Raw genomic sequence first — 18,075 nt, 5'->3', positions numbered from 1 at the left:
TATCAACGCCTATCTTACTACGTAAAACCCTGACAGGCTGTTGCGTACCATCGGTTATTTTTACGCATATTATACGGATAAATTAAAAATTCTGGTAAAACAGAACTTCTCCCTCCAAAAAAGGCTGTTTTTCAATACCTCATTTTTATTGTAACCTAACATCGCCCAAAATAAACACCACCTAATTCCTAAAATTACCTACCTTAGCTGCCATACTTGCACGGGGTGCTTTTAACCATTAAGGTTATAGGCTGAGATAATACCCGGAGAACCTGACACGGATAATACCGGCGTAGGGATGCATGGGCCATTATTGTTTACGGCGTAGCCGTTTATCCATATAAAGCCTTGTTTCTGTACCCGTATTTACGGTTTTAGGAACAAGGCTTTTTTAATTAATAATGGAATAAATGGAGCTTCAAAAAAACAATTTTGGCCTGATGACCCAAAGCCTTAGCAACTGGCAAGGCCGTAAAGAGTGGTTTTTTAACCGCGAACACACCGATACATACGAGCAATGGTACGAAGGCCGCTATAAACGCGCCGAAGTATGGCAAAAAAAGGTAATGGGACAGCTACTGGGTAAAGACCAGCGGGTAAAAGAACTGCTGGAATTTGGCTGCGGCACTACCCGTTTTACCCGTTGGTGGCACGAGATAGGTATTGATGCCACCGGCGGCGACCTGTCGCCATTTATGCTTGGCCAGGCGGTACACCTGTTTAAAGGAGACCTGGTAAATGCCGATTCGCACTTTATGCCGTTTAAGGACCATACTTTTGATGCACTGGCCTTTATTACCACCTTTGAGTACTACCGCGATCCGGTACAGGTTATCCGCGAGGCGGCAAGGGTAGCCCGCTGCGGTATAGCGTTTGGTATGATGAACCGCAATTCGCCCAAGGTACTGCGCCGCAGGGTACAGCAGGCATTCGGCAAAAACCCGTTTTATGTTACGGCCACTTTTTACACACCGGCCATGCTTACTGCCAAAATTGATGAAGCATTAAAAGGCAGGTCGTACAGCCTCGAGTGGACCTGCACCGGCCTGCCCGAATGGTTCCCGGTACAGCAATGGAGCATACCCGTAGGCGATTTTTTTGGATTATATGTAAAATTTTTAGACTGATAGCCCATGCCTTTAACCGGAAAAATCAGTAGCGGTGGTTTTGATGATATCATTTTGCCACGCTGCGGCCATCCGCGCAGCGAAGTACTAACCGGCCCCGCCTTTGGCGTAGATGTCTCGCTGGTTGAGCTGCCCAATGGCTTAGGCCTGGCCATGACCAGCGATCCGCTTTCCCTTATCCCTTCGCTGGGTTTGCAGGAATCGGCCTGGCTATCGGTGCACTTAATGGCCAATGATATGGCTACAACCGGTTTTGCCCCGCAATACGCCCAAATGGTGCTGAACCTGCCCGAAGATATGCCGGAAGCAGATTTGATCACCTATTGGGATTTTATCCACCAATATTGTAACGATATCGGCGTGGCCATCACCGGCGGCCATACCGGGCGTATCCCGCAGCAAAACTCAACCATTGCAGGCGGCGGCACCATGCTGCTTACCGCACCGGTAGCCAATATTTTATTAAGCCACAAAGCACAGGCAGGCGACGTAGTGCTGGTAACCAAAGATTGCGCCATGTCATCAGCCGCCATACTGGCCATGAGTTTCCCGGAAACGGTAAAAAACAAATTAGGTAAAGAAGTTTATGACCAGGGCTGCGGGTTGTTTTATCAAACATCGTCATTAAAAGATGCCTTAACCGCAGCCGCAGCAGGCGGCATTACCGCCATGCACGATGTAACCGAAGGCGGGGTATTGGGTGCTGTTTACGAAATGGCCATAGCATCGGGCAGTAGAGTAAGCATCAACAGCGATTTATTGCCCTTAGGTACCGCCCAACAAGCCATTTGCAGTTTGTTTGGTATCGATTCCCGGTTTTGCATTGGCGCTGGCTCGATGGTGATGTCGGTGAATCCGGAGCAGGTTCAGTACGTTATTCAATACCTGCAACAAAATAACATCAAGGCAACCGCGATTGGCAGCTTTACCAGCAAAACCGGGGGCTACAAGTTAATAGAAAACGGCGTTGAAAAACCGATGCCCTACTATGCTACCGACCCTTACTGGGGCGCATTTTTTAATGCTTATAAAAACGGATGGAAATGAAAACAAGCCTTAACATAACCGGCGGCATTTACCTGGTACTTAACCCCACCATGGAGCTTAATTTATTATTGCAAAAACTGGCTGATGCGTTGAAAGGTGGTATCCAGGTAGTACAAATCTGGAATAACTGGCCTGCCGGTGCCGATAAATTAAGCCTGATTGAACATATAGCCGGTCTTTGCCGCTTTTACCGGGTGCCTTTATTGATAAACCAGGAATGGCAATTACTACAAGCTTCGCCCTTTTTGGATGGTGTTCATTTTGATTGTATACCATATGACTTTGACGCTATAAAGGCAAACATTGGCAAACCATTCCTGGCTGGCATCACCTGCTCCGGTAATCTTGATGATATAGCCTGGGCTCACGAACATGGGTTAGATTATGTGTCATTCTGCGCCATGTTCCCCTCTCCTTCTGCCGGCAGCTGCACTATTGTAATGCCCGCTACCGTAAGGGAGGCAAAAAAAATGACCAGTATGCCGATTTTTGTCTCCGGCGGCATGACACCCGAAAATATCATCGCCCTAAAAAAACAAGCACCATTTGACGGCGTGGCCGTAATTTCCGGATTGCTAAGCACCGCAAACCCCGAACAAAAAGTTAAACAATACCACGAAGCATTAAATTATAAAGCTGATTAACATGAAACTAAAAACCATTAATAAACTATGCTGCCCCTTTGATAAGCAGGACCTTACTTTACAGGTATTTATAAAAGATACCGAACAAAATATTATAGAAGGCATATTAAGCTGCACAGCCTGCCTGCGCAAATACCCAATTGTTTATGGCGTGCCTATTATGTCGCCTGATGAATACAGGCAGATAAAACTGGAACAGCCCATTGTTGACCGGTGGAAGATAGATCATGGGGTTGAAGACATCATGTTGCTGCCTAAGGTAACAGAAGGATAGGGAATTCGTTACGTAAAAGAGCTTTTTACGGCGTGGTTTGATAACAACATTTACCCAACCACCGTTTTTATCATTTATATTTAAGCCATCAAACAATATAAATGACCAGGACCACCATTCATAAAATATTAACCATCCTGATTGCCCTGGTGTGGCTTGCCAATGGCTTGCTTTGTAAGGTACTTAACCTGGTTCCGCGGCACCAGCAAATTGTAGGCAGAATTTTGGGCGAAACACATGCGGGGCTGTTAACCAAATTAATAGGCGTTTCAGAAATATTGATGGCCGTATGGATTATCAGCGGCATCAAATCCCGCTTAAATGCGGTAGCACAAATGCTTATTATCGCAATCATGAACTGCATTGAGTTTGTTTTAGCACCCGATTTGTTATTATGGGGCAAAGCAAATTCGGCCTTCGCGTTTATGTTCATGGCGTTGATTTACTACAACGAATTCAAACTCCGTAAAAACCTGGTGATTTAACCTATGCCTGCATTTTTAAAAGACCATCCTTTTGCTGTCGAGGCTTTTTTTGAGCATTCTGTTGTTTTAACATTCGCTTTTCCGAAGGAACAATTAACGCATTTGATTCCCGAATGTTTAACATTAGATACTTACCAGGATAAGTGGGCGTTTATAGCCATTGCGCTGGTTAACACCACAGGATTGCGCCCAAAAGGTTTCCCTAAGTTTATGGGGAATGATTTTACGCTGATAGGCTACCGCGTATTTGTGCGTTATACCAGCAATGCCGGTAAGCGCTTACGGGGGCTGTATATACTAAAATCCGAAACTGATAAAAAGATGATGGAGTACCTGGGCAACCTGTTTACCCATTATGCTTACACCACTACAGATATTGTACAACGACAGCATGACGGTCAGCTTCACATCCAATCTGCAAAATCCCGTCTCGAACTGCTTATAAATGTAAAAGGCGAGGATATCGCTCTGCCTGCCGGCTCGCCCTTTGCAAATTGGAAGGAGGCGCGTAAATTTGCCGGCCCGTTGCCCTTTACTTTTACTTATGATAAGCAAACCAAAAAGGTGTTAATTATTGAAGGCGTGAGAGAAGATTGGATTCCGAAACCTGTTGAAGTTATAAGTCAGCATATTTCGTTTTTTGATGATATGGCATTAACCGGCGGGATTTTGGCCAATGCTTTTATCATTAATAACATTCCGTATTACTGGAAAAAAGGCAGGACTGAACAATGGAGCCATTAAGAAAACCATTGCAGGGCGTATGGAACATTATCCGCTTTAACCGGCACTTTTATATCCTTGCTGCCGCTTTGGTAGCAGGTTCGCTTTTAGCAGCTCATTATTTCAACTCCCCATTCAGTATTTTAATAGTTATATTTAGCTACCTGGTTGCCATATCAACGTTGGTATCGCTTGCTGTTTCATTGTATATCTACGACCTTTCGGGCCTGTACAACTTAAAATGGCTGAATGTACTGCCCGCTACAGCACGTCCTATCCTTGTAAATATCAATGCGGGTTTTGATGAAACCAGTGCGCTTTTACAGTTTAAATACCCAGGTGCATCGTTAACCGTTTATGATTTTTATGATCCCCAAAAACATACCGAGGTTTCTATAAAACGGGCGCGAAGGGCCTGCCCCGCCTTTAATGGTACAATGCAGATAAGCACGGCGGCAATACCCTTGCCGGATAACCACGCCGATATTGTATTTTTAATATTTGCCGCCCATGAAATAAGGGATAAGGCCGGGCGCGACCAATTTTTCGGGGAGCTTAACCGGGTATTAAAACCCGGCGGTAAAGTGGTGTTGCTTGAACATCTGCGGGATGTGCCAAACTTTATGGCGTACAACCTGGGTTTCTTCCATTTTATGTCCAGGCAATTCTGGTTGAGCACATTTGCCAACGCCGGATTTAACATCGCCTGCGAAACAAAATTCACTCCATTTATTACCAACTTTGTGCTCAGTAAAAATGGAAACACAAATTAAAATAGTCGGTATAATTTTAATGGTGCTGGCTTTGCTCCACAGCGTTTTCCCCAGGTATTTTAACTGGGTAACCGAACTGAGGGATGTAAGCCTGGTTAACCGGCAAATGATGTATGTACATACTTTTTTTATCGCCCTTACCCTCGGTTTAATGAGCTGCCTATGCCTTACCTCGGCCCATGACCTGGTTGCAACCAAACTGGGTAACCGCATCGCTTTCGGTTTGGGAATATTCTGGACTGCAAGGTTAGTAATTCAATTTTTTGGTTACTCGTCAGATTTGTGGAAAGGCAAGCGCCTGGAGAGTACAGTGCACATTGTTTTTTCTATTTTGTGGCTGTACATGAGCGTGGTGTTTTTTATGATTTATTTTAATCATTAAAAACATCTTTGGGAGGAGGGTATTATTATACATAACAGAGATTACAGATTAACAACCCCAAAACATAAACCCGCCCTTATTGTTCCCTAAAAAACCCCAGCAAATGAATAATCACCCCTCCCCTAACTGGCCTGTTTTAGATTATCACGATCTGAAAGAAACTATAGCTACTGTACACATGTACACCCAGGTAGTTGGCAAAATAAGGCTGCAGCAAATGCCATGGATCAACCATTCATGGCAGGTTACTTTGTATGTTAGCCCAACAGGCTTAACTACCGGCAGCATGCCATATGCGGGCGGTGTTTTCCAGATCGACCTTGATTTCATCAGTCACCAGGTACAGATAACTACCAGCAAAGGGGCAAAACTTGATTTTGCCATAGGAGGCAAAACTGTAGCCGAATTTTATACCGGTTTGATAAATACACTGCAACAAGCCGGCGTGGATGTAACCATTTACGCGGTACCCAACGAGGTTGATCCAGCCATACCTTTTGCCCAAAACCATGCTCCCTGTGGCTATGATGCCGCTGTAATGCACAACTTTTGGCAGGCACTGGTGCGCATCCATAATGTATTCACCGATTTCAGGGCCGGTTTCCAGGGCAAGAACAGCCCGGTACACTTTTTTTGGGGTGGCTTTGATCTGGCTGTTACTCGTTTTTCGGGCAGGCCGGCGCCCTTGCACCAGGGCGCCATGCCCAATATGCCCAAAGCGGTAATGCAGGAGGCTTATTCGCACGAAGTAAGTTCATGCGGTTTTTGGGCAGGTTCGGATGCATTTCCGCACCCTACATTTTATTCGTATTGTTACCCTACCCCAGGTGATTTTGGCACACAGCAGGTAGCACCACCCGAGGCATTTTATAGCACTGAAATGGGCGAATTCCTGCTCACCTATGAATCGGTGCAACGAGCTGCAAATCCGGAGGCTACTTTGCTTGAGTTTATGCAATCCACCTATGATGCCGCTGCAACAACCGGCAACTGGGACAAAACCTTGCAATGCGACTTATCTGCATTGAAGAACCGGCATTAACAGGTTGGCAGGCGGCTATAAAATAAACCGGCCCTGCTCCGTAACGAGGCAGGGCCGGTTAAAACATGCTGTTGAGCTGTTTTTAAGCTACCAGGTTAGCTTCGGCGCCAAAGGCCTGGTCGATGATTATTTTCCAGGTGCCATCGGTTTGCTGCTGCATTACTTCGATGCCTTTGGCGGCCACTTTTACTTCGTCGCCATCGGTAATGCTCCACTCCGAGCGGCCAAGGGCGATACTTCCTGTTTGCAGGCAATACACGGTTTTAATCTCCATTTTTCCTTTGATGGATAAAATGGCTTTTATCGAATCTTCAAACTGTTGCCTGCCCGATACCGGCTTGTTGGGTTCGGGTACGATAATGCCGGTTACATCGTACATACTTATTACGGTGGCTACATCGCCTGTGTTAAAAGCAGCGGCCAGTGTTGCATGGGCATCTTCGGCCCTTCTTGGTAAGTTCATGGTTTATTAAATTTATGGATGAATTAAAATGGTTAAATAATTGACAAGAAATTTTTATCGCTGATGATTACGGCTGCAAGCCTGCCAACGCCATCATAGGCCTTATTAAAAAGAAACGGCCCCATGCTAACGCGTTTTACACCCAGCGAGGCCAACGCTTCAAAATCGGGCAGCGCAGGCATGCACATGACGTTAACGGGCAAACCGGTAGCATTTACAACCGCCTTAATATCGTTACTATCGGTAATGCAGGGCACAAAAACCCCGCTGGCACCTGCATTTTCATAGTTTTTAACGCGGGCAAGTGTTTCCGGCAATGCCGATGGCAGGCCCAGCAGGAAACCATCTGTGCGGATGTTTAAAAACAGTTTTAAGTTGTTCCTGCTGATGTGGTTTGCCACTGCCGACAGCGTTTTTTGAAATTCATCAACAGGCTGCAAATACCGGCTGGCACCGGCGATGGTATCCTCCAGGTTTATGCCAACCACGCCTGCATCGTGAAGTTTATCAATATTGGCAATAATACCCTCAATAGTGCGGCTGTAACCGCCTTCCATATCTACCGAAAATGGGATGTTAACTACCTCGACAACCCGCTTGGCCAGCTGCAGCAGCACGCCAAAGGGCAGGTTCTCGCCATCCTGGTAGCCCATTGCATTTGATAGCGCCTGGCTGGAAACACCAATGGCCTGGTAACCATTGGCCTCAAAAATTTGTGCACTCCTTACATCCCAAATGTTTCCTAAAATAAGCGGGGTTGGGTTTTGGTGCAGTTGCGAAAATGTTTCGAAATTATTCATGTTGTACCTTTGTTTTAATTGTTGAAACAAAGGTATGGCAGCTGCAAATGCCGAAATTGTACAAACCGGAACGGTTTAAATTATTGCTGTAAAAGCTGGTTAACCGGGGTTATATTTTGCAGGTAGGCCGAGGGTGTAAAGCCCGTAAAAGATTTAAAATCGCGGATAAAATGCGACTGATCAAAATACCCGCTATCATAAGCGATAGCAGTAAAGGGTTGCTCGTTTTTGGTGATGAGCTTTAAACTGTACTGAAAACGGATGATTTTGTTGAATGATGATGGCGAAAGGCCGGTATGCCGATAAATTATTTTGTGCAAGTACCGCGGTGTAATACCATATTTTGAGGCAATATTGCCCAGGTTATTTTCGGCGGGTTCTTTTTTTATGCTTGATAAAATATGAGCCACCCTGTCAATTCCTGGTGCTCTTTTTTCACTGTCCATCAATCGCTTTACCAGGAAGTTTTCTATCAGGGTTATTCTTTTCAGTTGCTCTGTTGTTTCCAGCAGCCGGGCGTGCAATATTTTTGCGGGGCTGCCAATAACATCAGCAAAATCGGTTATCCTGTCGTTAAACGCGCCTATGTCATCATTGAAAAAATAGGCCGCTGAATGTGTAAAAAACTTAATGCCCAGCATAGTATGCCGCCCTTTCGACCGGATGGCCAGGGGTTTTGTAATCTGTCCCCATAGCTCAATGGGTGGGGTTTTCAGAAATTCATGATCAACAGACGATTCCCAGGTACCACTACCCAGGTTAAAAACAACTTCCATATCTCCGCTCGGAAATACAGTATCCTCAAATTCCGTGTCCGAATCTGATTCAAAAATATAGTAATGCCTTACATAAGGCTTTAAAATATCCGATGGAAAAAAATGTTTAAATTCCATAATGTGAATTTACGGTTCTTCTGTTACATCAACCCTGATTTATTACATTATTTATGGCGATCGCTGCTGAACGAATCGCGAAACATTTTCCAACCTGCGGGTGTTTTCTTCCACAACACCAGGAATTTACCTTCGTCAAACAATTTGTTGCTGGCATCGTACGATTTCCAAAGCCCTACTTCAGTCACATAATGCTCACCATCGCCAAATACATCAAGAGTAATAAATTTTCCGTTCCGTAGCCCTATTTTGTCATAGGCCATTTTAAAAAACTTTAGCGGTGCATCGCCCCCCTGCATGACCGGGGCGTTTGGCGGCATTATCCAGCAATCTTTGGCATAACGGTTTATAAATATGGCTGGATCGTTTTTAACAAACGCCTGGAAATAAACGCGGTTACTTTCGGCTATCGCTTTTTTTGCTTCGGCCAGATCTGGGTTTTTACTTTTTTGCTGGGCATTGCCGGTATAAAACATTGATGACAAGGCCACGGTAATAATACGGGTGATTTTAAACATAACAACAATAATTAAATGATGATACAAAGCTATTGTTGCCGCCGGTGACAAAATTGTACAAACCGGAACTGTTTCTTTGGATTTACTATCGCACAGGATAGCAGGCCCACAATTACCCCCAGGTTCGCGTTAATGATAGCCGCGAATACCGGCCCGTGCTTAATGCCGGTTGTGGGTACAGCGCCGGGCGTACAGTATGAGCAGATAGCACGGCCACCACTTATACCAGTGGTGGAAACGCCCACAAACGTAATTTATCTTAAAATAGTAACATTACCGGATAGCCTGGACCTGCTGCTATCTTTGGTATCGATGATGTAATAATATACCCCGGCAGGTAATGTTTTGCCGCCATAGGTGCCATCCCAGGCTTTGGCATAACCTGTTGATTGCATCACCTTAAGCCCGTACCTATTAAACACACTCACCAGGCAATCGGGAAAAAAAGAAAGGTTGGGAATATTCCATGTATCGTTAACCCCATCGCCATTGGGGCTAAACGCGTTAACAACAGCTATGACAACAGGTGGCAAAATATTAACAAACAGCAAATTACTGGTAACAGGCGCTGTGCAGGCATTGTTTGTTGTAATGGTACAGGTAACCACATCGCCATTATTAAAAGAATTGCCGGTAAATGTACTTTGGTTTAAGCCCACATTGGTACCGTTTACCTGCCATTGGTAGGCTGTAATGGCTGCGGAGGGCTGTGCTGTTGCGGTAAATATAATGGTGGTGCCGGCATACACGCCATCGGCCGATGCGGCAATGGCTACCGATGGTGATGGGCTAAGCGGTGCTATCACGTTCACATTGACGGCATTTGAATGGGCCGTTAACGGCCCGGCACAGGTGCTGTTATTGGTGAGTGTACAGGTAACAACATCGCCATTGGCCAGTGTACTGCTTGAAAATGTAGCGCTATTATCCCCAGTAGCACTGCCATTTACCTGCCAGGCATAAGTTGGACTTGCACCTGCGTTGGTGGGGCTTGCCGTAAATAAAATAGTGGTGCCGTTACAATTAGGACTATGCAAATCTGAGCTTATAGATACGGCCGGCGCCGATACGTTATTAACTGTTAAAGCCTGAGTAAGCACCTCGCCGTTACTGGTGGCCGTTATAGTTGAGGTGCCGGTAGCAACCAGGTGAACCTGGCCATTTACAATGGTTGCCACAGCCGGGTTACTACTGGTATAGCTAATTGGCTTAAGGCTGGTGGCACCGGGATCGAAATCATTGTCGCAGGATACTTTTGAAGGTATAACTCCAAATGCCAGCATCGGGCTAACGGTTAGCTCCTGGGTAACCGGTGTAGCCCGAAGGTTCAAAGCGTCCCCTGCCTGCGATGCTGTAATGGTGGTAGTGCCAATACCCGTAACATGGATCATTCCATTAATAATGGTTGCTACCTGCGGATTACTGCTGGTATACGTTATGGGGAAGGCTGTAACATTGCTTTTGGCTACGGGAGCAAAGTCGGCATCGTTCAGGTACTTAACCGGTAAGGCTGTAAACACAATAACCCCTTGCTGGTATACAACAAGTTGCCGCGATACCGGGGCGGCTGTGCTATAATTGACATTGCCGTCCTGGGTGGCGGTAATTGTTGTATAACCCACGCCGGTTAGCAGTATATTGCCATCAGCAGTAATAATGGCTACAGCCGGGTTGCTGCTTGTTAAAACAACAGGCGTTTCGGGGTTGGTGCTGCTGACACTTGGCTTTATAACGTTTTTAACAGCAGATGGCAACGAATTAAAGGTGATAACAGATGGCTTAAGCGGCACATCGCTTACCTGTATATTTATAGTTGTATTGCTGCTGCCGCCCGCGTTATACGCCGTAATGGTATAATTGGCGGCCGGGGTTGCGGCCGTTGGCGTACCACTTATAATGCCGGTGTTAGGATCAAATACCAATCCGGCCGGTAGCGGCTTATCAATAGTATAGCCGGTTAAGTTTATTTCCCTTACCAGGTAATTGGCAAAATCCGTTATAAATAAATTACCGTTGCTGTCAACAACCACGCCGATGGGATAATTAAAAGTTGCTGCGCTACCAATACCATTTACACTACCGGGCGAGCCATTACCGGCAATGGTTGTTGCCTCCCCCGCCGGTGTAATTTTCCGGATGGAGTGATTTTTATAATCGGCCACATACAAATTACCCGGTGCATCAATTGCCAGCCCGGTAGGGTAGTTAAATGAGGCTGCTGTTTTTAACCCATCGGCATTGCCAACTGCCCCGCTGCCCGCAAAAGTTGTCACCGAACCATCGGTTGCAATCTTCCTGATCATGTTATTTTTTGTATCGGCCACGTAAATATTGCCCTGCTTATCAATTGCAAGCCCGTCGGGGTTATTAAAAGTAGCAGCAAGGCCGGTAGCGTTGTTGGCACCGGCAACACCACTACCGGCAATTGTTTTAACTTCCCCCGCAGGACTGATGAAACGAATGCTGTTATTTTGCTGATCGGCTACATAAATATTGCCCGAGGCATCAACAGCTATACCTCCCGGGGCGCTAAACGAAGCTGCGCTGCCTATGCCATCAATTTTGCCGGCGTTGCCGCTGCCTGCGAAAACCGACGATACGCCCGCCGGGGTAATTTCAAGGATCTTATTGGTGTTAAAATCGGTAACATAAATATTGCCCTGGCTATCAAGCGCCAATCCCGATGGCGAATTGGTGTTGGCAATGGTATGTACATTGGCCGCAGGCGATATTTTACGGATAGCACCGCTGCCAAAATCCGAAACGTAAATGTTACCCGCAGCATCGGCACTAATGCCCGAGGGCAGGTTAAAGCCAGCATCGGTTCCCTGTGAATCGTAAGTAACCGGAGCGCGCCCGCCGGCAAATGTACTTACCTGCCCGTATATTGCTGCAGGCACCGCGCCGCCTGTGTTGGCAGGCGTTAATGATGGTATAACCGTATTGGTGATGTAAACCTGCGGACTTTGATATTTAATATTTGGCGGCAATACGGTTTGTGTCGCATTCACTTTAAGTTGCCGATTGCCAATTGCCTGCACCTTGCTCGGCGCAAATGTAGGTGCAGCCTGGCCGCTATCTTTATAAATTTGAAATACGGTGTTGATTTTTGCAGGTGACTGCGCAAAAGCGCCGACAGAAAAAATGATATGAATTAAAAGCCATAAAAAACAGGTATATCTTTTATTCATACTTTATTGAAGGCCTGCTTATTGTCATAAAATTTGGATGGCACCAAAATATGGTTTTTTGCCCAATAATAGTAACAAGTTTACCGAAGGCTAAGGGCAAACGCACCTAATTGGGTTAACATAACTTAACACATTTCAGATATATTTTTTTACAAACATTTGATAATCAATATTTTAAATTTTATCATGGTTAACACTAAATTGGTAGCATAATTTAGGCTCATCCAAATATTTGTGCCCCGTTGCTGGCCAATACAAGTCCTTTTGGTACCTGGGGCATTTAACCACTGTCGGCCAATAAAAACAAGGTATCATTTGATGCTTGTATCTTCCAGAAGGTATAAGCTTATTCTGTTAGTTATTATTAAATAACAGCTTATCGCCGTTAACTATTTATATGCCTTTCTCCTGACCGAAAGCTTACCTGGCAACTAAATTTTATTTGTTCCCTGTGCTTTTTGACAAGATAGCCCGAAAAAACAGCGACGCGCTAAAAAATTGACCGTTTAAACAATTTAATTACAAAAGCTTTGCTTAACATTACTGCCTAAGCGCGAATTTCCCTGCCCGCTTTTAATCACCAATAAAAATTAAAAGAAATGGAACAAAACAAAACGTGGCACGAGAAGCACACAGCATCATTAGCATTTGGCCAAAGGCTGGCCGATAGCGTAGCAAAGGGCATGGGTTCATGGCGATTTATCATCATTCAATCGCTGATAGTAGTTTTATGGATGGGCCTTAATGTGGTTGCGTTTGTAAGGCATTGGGACGTTTACCCTTTTATCCTGCTAAACCTGCTTTTTTCTACCCAGGCCGCTTATGCCGCGCCAATAATTATGATGGCCCAAAACCGGCAAGGTGAACGCGATCGCGCGCAGGCCGATGCCGATTTTAAAACAAACGTAGAAGCCAAACAGGAAATAGAACAATTGCTGGCAAAACTAAATTCAATTGAAATTGAAAAGCTGGATAAGATAGTTGAAATGCTGAAACAAATCTGCCCTCCTAATTTACCGTCACCTCCGCCACAATAACAAGATGCGTTAAGCAGGAAGCAACAAAGCCTTTCAGTTTTAAGCTTTCTGATTTACGCCTTCAGTTTTCCCTTACAAATTATGCACATAAGCAAACATTAGTCCAACCACAAAATTAGTTGCGGGGCTGTTTACAGTTTCGCCGTTTAAAAAATTACTTTCGTGCGGGGTATTAAAATTGTAGGGTTGCATGTATTGCGTGGTATGCCCGTAGGTAAACAACAGGCCCACACGCAGGTTAAATTTGCGCCTTTTTAGGTTGGCGCCTATTTGCCCATGATAATTGTTGTAATATGCGGTATTTACGGTTTGTCCGTCATCATCCGCAAAAAGGTTCTTATCGGCATAACTAAAATCTGTACGGCCCGAAACATAGCCGGTAACCTCGGGCGTTAGCCCAAAACTTACACCTAAGCCAAAGTTGGTTACTGCTTTCCGGGCATCTTTCACCTTTATAAATGATGATGTAAAACTTTGGGAACCACCACCATCTCCCCTTATAAAGTAATCATTCCTTGGGGTTATAATATTGTATTCGTTTATCCTGCTAAAATACTCGGCACTCACATAAATTTGGCCCCAATCGGTGTCATAGGCATAACCACCTGCAATACTTAAGGGCATTTTCCAGGTTTCTTTAAGCTTGGTTTGCCGGCTGCTGGCCAAAAGATTTATAGTATCTGTGGGGGTAAGCCGTAAATCGGTCACTATGTCATCGCTTAGTATTTCGCCATTGCTTTTCAGTTTAACCAGGGGCGATGTTACCGTCAATCCTAAATGATGCCTCGAAAAGTCGTAAGCCACGCCAGCCCTAAAGTTCATCCCTGCATTATAATGACTCACCTGGAATTCTTCCTGGTCGTTAGCAATGGGCGGCAAACCATCGCTGGTAGCAGTGTTAATAAAAGCCCTTGCGCTGTAATTTTGGGTATAATGCTGGCTGTGCAGTTGGCCCTGCGCCGAAAGCCCCAGCGACAGCCTGGGCGAAACCTTAAAGCCCGCGCTTACCAGGCCTGCGGTTTCGGTAACCGTATTTTGAATACTGTACTGGCCTATAAACTCTTCGCTGCCGGGGCTGTAATCATCGCTCAAAACATTAAACTTGTCATCGCGCTGCTGGGTGGAGTGAAAATCAATCACCGGGTTATGAATAATGGCGTAACCTATAGTGAATTTTTTGCCGCCTTTAAACGCGATAACTCCCGATGCCACCACCGGTATAATACTTACGTTTGATGATTTAAGGGGATAACCCGTGCCCACGCCATTATTAACCTTTGCAGAATTAAACTGGTACACCGAGCCACTGATGCTGGCCGAGTTTTTAGTATTAAAAGCCAAAAGCGCGGGATTAAAGTACAGCACGCCGCTGTCCCTGGTTAGGGCAACGGCAGCCCCCGGTGTTAAAAATCCGGCAGGATTATATTCCTGGGCCCAATAGTGGGTATCCTGGGCGGCCGCATAATAAAAGCAAAAGCCGAAGCAAATAAGAGTTAGGCAGATTTTTTTCAAAGCAGGTTGTTTTAAGCAATTTAATATTTAACTCTTAATAAAAAAAATTTAACTTAATACGCACAAATACCTGCTGTCATGAAGCCTCGCCACGTTGCCTTTTTTTTAACTTTTTTCACATTTATAAGCGTGAGCGTTATTGCCCAAAACCTGAGCTTTAGTGTACCAATAAACCTTTTGCCTAATGCTGTTACAAACAAGGCGGTAGATATTACCCTTTTTAACGGCAGGTATTTTATAACATGGACCGATAGCCAAACAGGCGGCATACATGTGGCCTACCTTGGCGATAAATACCAGCACTTAGCTGTTGAGCATGACTACCTTATAAAAGAAGCACAAAGCGGTTTCGCCCCGGTGTTACGCAAAACACCAACCCGCCTGTATTTAATTTGGATTGGTACCGATGGCAGCATCAAATATACTTTTAACAGCAGCGAAACCGGCTTTAACGACAGCCAGGTTTATACTTTGGCTATAAACAATATGTCACCTTTAACCCAGGGCATTACGTCGGCAATAAATGGCGACAAAATAACCATTACGTCGCACAGCAACTCCAAGGATGGAATGGTGTACGCATTGGCTAAAATTGGTACCGATGGACAGCTTACCTGCAATGGCCTTAAAAAAATACCCGGTAAAAGTGCGGCTTATCCCTTTGTTGCCAGCCTTTCAGATTCGGTTATCAGGATTACCTACAGGGGTTATAGGGATGAGGGTATTTATTATGCCGACTGTAATATCAACAACGATGAATGGACCAAACAAAAGCAGTTGTACAAAGTTCAAAGCGGCGTATCGCCGGCTATTTTCAAGGTGTATGACTCGGGTAAGTTGTTTTACGTTTGGCGGGGTGGCAAAAAAGAAACCAGGCTTTATTATACCACCGAAGAACTGGGCAAACTACGTCTCGCCGAAAGTCCGTTGCCAGGATATTTTGCCACGCAAAGCCCGGTTTCGATATGTGATGTGGACAAAAGTAAATCAATACTGGCCTATGTTGGGCTGGATAACAAATGCTATATATCTTACTTCAGCAATTATAACCCCGCCAAATGGATGGAGGAAACCTTTTACCCCGCCAAAGCCAATTACAACTTAAAAGATATTGCCATACCCGGTGCACATGATGCCGGCATGTCGGTTTTAACGGCTGCGGGCGGGCAGCAGGCAGGTACCATTAATGAGTGTAATACCCTTACCCAGGTAAAAAATGTAACAGGCCAGTTAAATTCGGGCATCCGTATGTTTGATTTACGGATTGGCATTTATAAAAACGCGCTATATACCAAACACTGCGCTTCTGATTGTATGGAAGATGCTATTGGAGGGGGCTATGGCGAAAAATTCAGCAGTATTTTATTGGGCATAAAAGGTTTCCTGGCAGCCAACAATAAAGAAACTGTTATACTATCCTTCAGCCATTTTTGCGAAAAGGAAGCACCGGCTGCTAAAGTTGCCCAATTTATTTTAGATACCCTTGGCCGCAACATGGTATTTGCCAACGGCGGCAAAAAACTGGCCGATATACCATTAAGCCAGCTGGCCGGCAAAGTGGTGGTAGTTTTTGAGCAATATGCCAGCGCCGATAAGATGATAGACTCATGCTCCATTGCAAAATCATCCAAATGCTTTATCAATTTTAAACGGGAATATGCGGCCACCAACATTTTAGATAACCTGCTTTTAAAAGAAAAGACATTTTTTACCGGCATCACCGGCAAATTGAATGATAACGACCTGGTACGACTGGATTGGCAGCTAACCCAAAGCAGCGATGAAGCCGCCATGGTGTGCAATGATTTCCAGGACGAAAACCTTAACCCGCTGATAAACGGCGTAATGGCCCTCACCAGCGTTATCCGCAATCACCGCAGCATCCGGGATTTATCGGTTATAGGAAACCGGTCTATCCCGGTGGCGGTTAACGAGTGGATGGATAAACGTATTATCAACAAAAACAACAAACCCAATATTTTATATGTTGATGTAGCTAACAACTGGATAACCGATTATTGCATCCAGGTGAATATGCGGGAGATATACACGAGGTAGGGCAGCCTAATAATAAGATGCAAAAAATGCGAAGCCTTCTGGACTTCGCATACTCGATAATTATGTAAAAAACATATTAAACCACCTCCGCCATCGGTTCCAAAATAGCGGCGGTTGGGTCTCCAATCAATCCATTTATAGAAAAATGCATCTTCAGGCACTCCAAAAAATTCTGAATAGCCGGTGTTTGCTTAATAGTTGCTGCGTACCAGGTGCGTTGGGCAATGGTATGATGTAGTGGTTTTGTCACAATGTTGCGACCATTGAGGTATGGTTTAACAATCCAGTCGGCCATAACGCTGATGCCAAGGCCTGCGTTTACCATCTCTATAGTGGCATCTGTATAGTGAATACGGTGCAGCGTTTTGGGCTTTACCTGCTGCGCCTGGATGAGGGCTTCAATCACGGGCGTGTCCTGGTATGATGGATCATACAACGGTAAAATGAGCTCTTCGCCATGAAAATCTGTAACGTCTATAACCTCTTTTTTTGCCAGCGGATGATCGGTACAAATTACAGCCACAAGCTGATCTTCAAAGATAGGCTCGTACACAATTTTGGTGTTTATCATCTGCGTACGCACTATGCCAATATCCAGTTCGCCGCGCATTAAATACTCCAGCGGACGGCGTGTTGCATCCGATAAAATGTGGATATTGATATCAGGCCAGCGGTTTTTGTAATATTTGATGATGCCCGGCAACCAGTGGTATGCCGTGTAACATTGCATGCTGATAGTGAGTTTCCCGGTCTTGCCATTCTTGTAATTCTGGATGTCTTCCTCCAGCGAATTCAGCTCGGCCAGGATCTTTTCCGCGCTCCGCAGAAAGCGGTACCCCTGCTCGCTGAGATGGAGTTTTTTACCCTGCCGGTGAAAAACTTCAATGTCCATTTCGCGCTCCAATTCTTTCAGCTGATGGCTCAGTGCCGACTGTGTTAAGTGCAAAGTTGCGGCTGCTTTTGTAAGCGATCCTTCTTTAGAAATTGTATCAACCAAACGGAAATGATGGAGTGCAATATTCATATATTAGTTTTTCTAATGATTATGACAAAATTAATTCATTTTTCTAATATATATGATAAATCTACATTTGCCGTGTACAAAT

Annotated in this window: 18 protein-coding genes and 1 riboswitch; of the genes, 11 read left to right on the top strand and 7 right to left on the bottom strand. The window is 45.0% G+C overall.

The window, feature by feature from the left end:
- The first annotated feature begins 211 nt into the window (after positions 1–211).
- Positions 212–316: riboswitch (TPP riboswitch) on the top strand.
- A 94-nt stretch (positions 317–410) separates the two neighbouring features.
- From AC1DV1_RS04935 to AC1DV1_RS04895, 9 genes are all read left to right on the top strand, one after another.
- A complete protein-coding gene (locus tag AC1DV1_RS04935; RefSeq protein WP_477356152.1) occupies positions 411–1,127 on the top strand; it encodes a class I SAM-dependent methyltransferase in 717 nt (238 codons plus the stop codon).
- Between the two features lie 6 nt (positions 1,128–1,133).
- Positions 1,134–2,174, top strand: a complete 1,041-nt coding sequence (locus AC1DV1_RS04930; protein ID WP_477356149.1) for an AIR synthase-related protein — start codon at positions 1,134–1,136, stop codon at positions 2,172–2,174.
- Positions 2,171–2,818, top strand: a complete 648-nt coding sequence (locus tag AC1DV1_RS04925) for a thiamine phosphate synthase (RefSeq protein WP_477356146.1) — start codon at positions 2,171–2,173, stop codon at positions 2,816–2,818. Before AC1DV1_RS04930 ends, AC1DV1_RS04925 begins: the two co-directional genes overlap by 4 nt.
- A 1-nt stretch (position 2,819) precedes the next feature.
- On the top strand, positions 2,820–3,092 hold the full coding sequence (locus AC1DV1_RS04920; RefSeq protein WP_477356143.1) for a Trm112 family protein: 273 nt from the start codon (positions 2,820–2,822) through the stop codon (positions 3,090–3,092).
- A 101-nt stretch (positions 3,093–3,193) separates the two neighbouring features.
- Positions 3,194–3,577, top strand: coding sequence for a DoxX-like family protein (locus tag AC1DV1_RS04915; protein WP_477356140.1), 384 nt, complete (start codon positions 3,194–3,196; stop codon positions 3,575–3,577).
- A gap of 3 nt (positions 3,578–3,580) precedes the next feature.
- On the top strand, positions 3,581–4,321 hold the full coding sequence (locus AC1DV1_RS04910) for a DUF2071 domain-containing protein (protein WP_477356137.1): 741 nt from the start codon (positions 3,581–3,583) through the stop codon (positions 4,319–4,321).
- Entirely contained in the window at positions 4,309–5,073 is a 765-nt protein-coding gene (locus tag AC1DV1_RS04905; protein ID WP_477356134.1) for a class I SAM-dependent methyltransferase, read from the top strand. The genes AC1DV1_RS04910 and AC1DV1_RS04905 overlap by 13 nt, the downstream gene beginning before the upstream one ends.
- Positions 5,057–5,455, top strand: a complete 399-nt coding sequence (locus AC1DV1_RS04900; RefSeq protein WP_477356131.1) for a hypothetical protein — start codon at positions 5,057–5,059, stop codon at positions 5,453–5,455. The genes AC1DV1_RS04905 and AC1DV1_RS04900 overlap by 17 nt, the downstream gene beginning before the upstream one ends.
- Before the next feature lie 103 nt (positions 5,456–5,558).
- A complete protein-coding gene (locus AC1DV1_RS04895; RefSeq protein ID WP_477356128.1) occupies positions 5,559–6,497 on the top strand; it encodes a DUF5996 family protein in 939 nt (312 codons plus the stop codon).
- An 82-nt stretch (positions 6,498–6,579) separates the two neighbouring features.
- Here AC1DV1_RS04895 and AC1DV1_RS04890 read toward each other — a convergent pair whose 3' ends face one another.
- From AC1DV1_RS04890 to AC1DV1_RS04870, 5 genes are all read right to left on the bottom strand, one after another.
- Entirely contained in the window at positions 6,580–6,960 is a 381-nt protein-coding gene (locus AC1DV1_RS04890) for a YybH family protein (protein WP_477356125.1), read from the bottom strand.
- A 32-nt stretch (positions 6,961–6,992) separates the two neighbouring features.
- Positions 6,993–7,760, bottom strand: coding sequence for an isocitrate lyase/PEP mutase family protein (locus AC1DV1_RS04885; protein WP_477356122.1), 768 nt, complete (start codon positions 7,758–7,760; stop codon positions 6,993–6,995).
- 80 nt (positions 7,761–7,840) lie between these two features.
- Positions 7,841–8,653 (bottom strand): helix-turn-helix domain-containing protein, encoded by an 813-nt coding sequence (locus tag AC1DV1_RS04880; protein ID WP_477356119.1) that lies wholly within the window; start codon positions 8,651–8,653, stop codon positions 7,841–7,843.
- Positions 8,654–8,700: 47 nt separating this feature from the next.
- Positions 8,701–9,171 carry a YybH family protein gene (locus tag AC1DV1_RS04875; RefSeq protein WP_477356116.1) on the bottom strand — a complete coding sequence of 157 codons (471 nt, stop codon included), beginning with the start codon at positions 9,169–9,171 and terminating at the stop codon, positions 8,701–8,703.
- Positions 9,172–9,425: 254 nt separating this feature from the next.
- Positions 9,426–12,362, bottom strand: coding sequence for a T9SS type B sorting domain-containing protein (locus tag AC1DV1_RS04870; protein WP_477356113.1), 2,937 nt, complete (start codon positions 12,360–12,362; stop codon positions 9,426–9,428).
- Positions 12,363–12,961: 599 nt separating this feature from the next.
- Here AC1DV1_RS04870 and AC1DV1_RS04865 point away from each other — a divergent pair.
- Entirely contained in the window at positions 12,962–13,399 is a 438-nt protein-coding gene (locus AC1DV1_RS04865; RefSeq protein ID WP_477356110.1) for a DUF1003 domain-containing protein, read from the top strand.
- 72 nt (positions 13,400–13,471) lie between these two features.
- Here the strand turns inward: AC1DV1_RS04865 and AC1DV1_RS04860 are convergent, their stop codons facing one another.
- Entirely contained in the window at positions 13,472–14,911 is a 1,440-nt protein-coding gene (locus AC1DV1_RS04860) for a hypothetical protein (protein WP_477356107.1), read from the bottom strand.
- A 78-nt stretch (positions 14,912–14,989) separates the two neighbouring features.
- Between AC1DV1_RS04860 and AC1DV1_RS04855 the strand changes: the two genes are divergently transcribed.
- A complete protein-coding gene (locus AC1DV1_RS04855; protein ID WP_477356104.1) occupies positions 14,990–16,969 on the top strand; it encodes a phosphatidylinositol-specific phospholipase C domain-containing protein in 1,980 nt (659 codons plus the stop codon).
- 76 nt (positions 16,970–17,045) lie between these two features.
- Here the strand turns inward: AC1DV1_RS04855 and AC1DV1_RS04850 are convergent, their stop codons facing one another.
- Positions 17,046–17,993, bottom strand: a complete 948-nt coding sequence (locus AC1DV1_RS04850; protein ID WP_477356101.1) for a LysR family transcriptional regulator — start codon at positions 17,991–17,993, stop codon at positions 17,046–17,048.
- Positions 17,994–18,075: the final 82 nt, after the last annotated feature.

The organism is Mucilaginibacter sp. P4_D1 (genome assembly GCF_056401935.1).
This window is presented reverse-complemented; position numbering and strand designations above follow the sequence as displayed.

Bases quoted from the DNA above. Each gene is read 5' to 3' on its own strand.
- AC1DV1_RS04935 (WP_477356152.1), top strand. From the start codon at position 411: ATGGAGCTTCAAAAAAACAATTTTGGCCTGATGACCCAAAGCCTTAGC.
- AC1DV1_RS04930 (WP_477356149.1), top strand. From the start codon at position 1,134: ATGCCTTTAACCGGAAAAATCAGTAGCGGTGGTTTTGATGATATCATT.
- AC1DV1_RS04925 (WP_477356146.1), top strand. From the start codon at position 2,171: ATGAAAACAAGCCTTAACATAACCGGCGGCATTTACCTGGTACTTAAC.
- AC1DV1_RS04920 (WP_477356143.1), top strand. From the start codon at position 2,820: ATGAAACTAAAAACCATTAATAAACTATGCTGCCCCTTTGATAAGCAG.
- AC1DV1_RS04915 (WP_477356140.1), top strand. From the start codon at position 3,194: ATGACCAGGACCACCATTCATAAAATATTAACCATCCTGATTGCCCTG.
- AC1DV1_RS04910 (WP_477356137.1), top strand. From the start codon at position 3,581: ATGCCTGCATTTTTAAAAGACCATCCTTTTGCTGTCGAGGCTTTTTTT.
- AC1DV1_RS04905 (WP_477356134.1), top strand. From the start codon at position 4,309: ATGGAGCCATTAAGAAAACCATTGCAGGGCGTATGGAACATTATCCGC.
- AC1DV1_RS04900 (WP_477356131.1), top strand. From the start codon at position 5,057: ATGGAAACACAAATTAAAATAGTCGGTATAATTTTAATGGTGCTGGCT.
- AC1DV1_RS04895 (WP_477356128.1), top strand. From the start codon at position 5,559: ATGAATAATCACCCCTCCCCTAACTGGCCTGTTTTAGATTATCACGAT.
- AC1DV1_RS04890 (WP_477356125.1), bottom strand. From the start codon at position 6,960: ATGAACTTACCAAGAAGGGCCGAAGATGCCCATGCAACACTGGCCGCT.
- AC1DV1_RS04885 (WP_477356122.1), bottom strand. From the start codon at position 7,760: ATGAATAATTTCGAAACATTTTCGCAACTGCACCAAAACCCAACCCCG.
- AC1DV1_RS04880 (WP_477356119.1), bottom strand. From the start codon at position 8,653: ATGGAATTTAAACATTTTTTTCCATCGGATATTTTAAAGCCTTATGTA.
- AC1DV1_RS04875 (WP_477356116.1), bottom strand. From the start codon at position 9,171: ATGTTTAAAATCACCCGTATTATTACCGTGGCCTTGTCATCAATGTTT.
- AC1DV1_RS04870 (WP_477356113.1), bottom strand. From the start codon at position 12,362: ATGAATAAAAGATATACCTGTTTTTTATGGCTTTTAATTCATATCATT.
- AC1DV1_RS04865 (WP_477356110.1), top strand. From the start codon at position 12,962: ATGGAACAAAACAAAACGTGGCACGAGAAGCACACAGCATCATTAGCA.
- AC1DV1_RS04855 (WP_477356104.1), top strand. From the start codon at position 14,990: ATGAAGCCTCGCCACGTTGCCTTTTTTTTAACTTTTTTCACATTTATA.
- AC1DV1_RS04850 (WP_477356101.1), bottom strand. From the start codon at position 17,993: ATGAATATTGCACTCCATCATTTCCGTTTGGTTGATACAATTTCTAAA.